This window comes from Streptomyces niveus (assembly GCF_001723055.1).
In the GTDB taxonomy this organism is placed as follows: Bacteria; Actinomycetota; Actinomycetes; order Streptomycetales; family Streptomycetaceae; genus Streptomyces; species Streptomyces niveus.
In genome coordinates this window covers 1-1,198 of record NZ_MDCR01000445.1, presented here as the reverse complement: position 1 = coordinate 1,198, position 1,198 = coordinate 1, and the positions used below count along the sequence as shown (strand labels likewise).

Below are 1,198 nucleotides of genomic sequence, written 5' to 3'. Positions count from 1 at the left end.
CGCGGCGTGCGGGTCGGCGATGCCCGCGAGCGCGGCGGCCTCGTGCTCGTTGGGCACCAACAGGTCGGTGGCGGTGAGGAGTTCCGGCGGCAGCGGCTGGACGGGGGCGGGGGTGAGGATCGTCCGCACGCCGTGCCGTTTGGCCGCCCGCGCGCCGTCGAGCACGGCGCTCAGCGGGAGTTCGAGCTGGAGGAGCAGGGAGGCAGCGGTGGAGATCAGCGTCTCCTCGCCGGGGCCGAGCGCGGTGAGGGTGCCGTTCGCGCCGGGGACGACGACGATCGCGTTGCCGCCCTCGTCGTCCACGACGATGTGCGCCGTGCCGGAGGGGCCTTCGGCGGTGTGGAGCAGATCGGTGTCCACGCCGGACGAGGTCAGCGTGTGCCGCAGCCGTACGCCGAACTCGTCGGCGCCGACCGCGCCGATCATCGCCACGTCGCCTCCGGCGCGGGCGGCGGCGACGGCCTGGTTGGCGCCCTTGCCGCCGGGGACGGTACGGAACTCCCGCCCCGTGACGGTCTCCCCGTGCTTGGGGGCCCGCGCGACGTACGCGACAAGGTCCATGTTGGTGCTGCCGAGCACCACGATGCCGGTCATGGGCGGAGAGCCTCCTGGGTGAGTCGGGCGAGTTCGTCGAAACCGATGCCGTCGAATCCGACGACGGAGGTGGCGAGCCGGTTCTTCAGCGGAGCCGTCCACCGCTCGGGCAGCCGGCCGGGGCGCCCGGCGAGCAGACCGGCGACGGAGCCGGCGGTCGCGCCGTTGGAGTCGGTGTCCCAACCGCCGGACACGGCGCGGCAGATGGAGCCGGTGAAGTCGCCGTCGGCGTGGGTGAGGGCGGCGGCGAGGAGCGCGGCGTTGGGGATGGCGTGGACCCAGTGGTAGTGACCGTGGGCGGCGTGCAGCCGGTCGACGACGGTGTCGAAGTCCCGGTGCGCGCGGGCGGTCTCGATCGCGTCGCGTACGGCGACGGCGAGGCGTGAGCGCGGGGGTACGACGGCGAGGCCGCTCCTGAGCGAGGCGTGCACGTCGGCGCCGCCGCCCGCCGCGGCGATGGTGCCCGCGACGAACATGGCGCTGTACACACCGTTGCCGGTGTGCGTCAGCGCCGCGTCCCGGTGCGCCTGGGCGGCGGCCGACGCGGGGTCGCCCGGGTGCGCCCACCCGTGCACGTCGGCGCGGATCGCCGCGCCGATCCACT

2 protein-coding genes are annotated in these 1,198 nt (G+C 75.1%); both read right to left on the bottom strand.

Annotated elements, in window-relative coordinates:
* Positions 1-594 (bottom strand): PfkB family carbohydrate kinase (locus BHU15_RS35820; protein WP_069630920.1); only part of this gene is annotated, 594 nt, incomplete at its 3' end.
* Positions 591-1,198, bottom strand: a 608-nt coding sequence (locus BHU15_RS35815) for an ADP-ribosylglycohydrolase family protein (RefSeq protein ID WP_141726965.1), incomplete at its 5' end; no start/stop codon positions are given. The genes BHU15_RS35815 and BHU15_RS35820, both read right to left, overlap by 4 nt.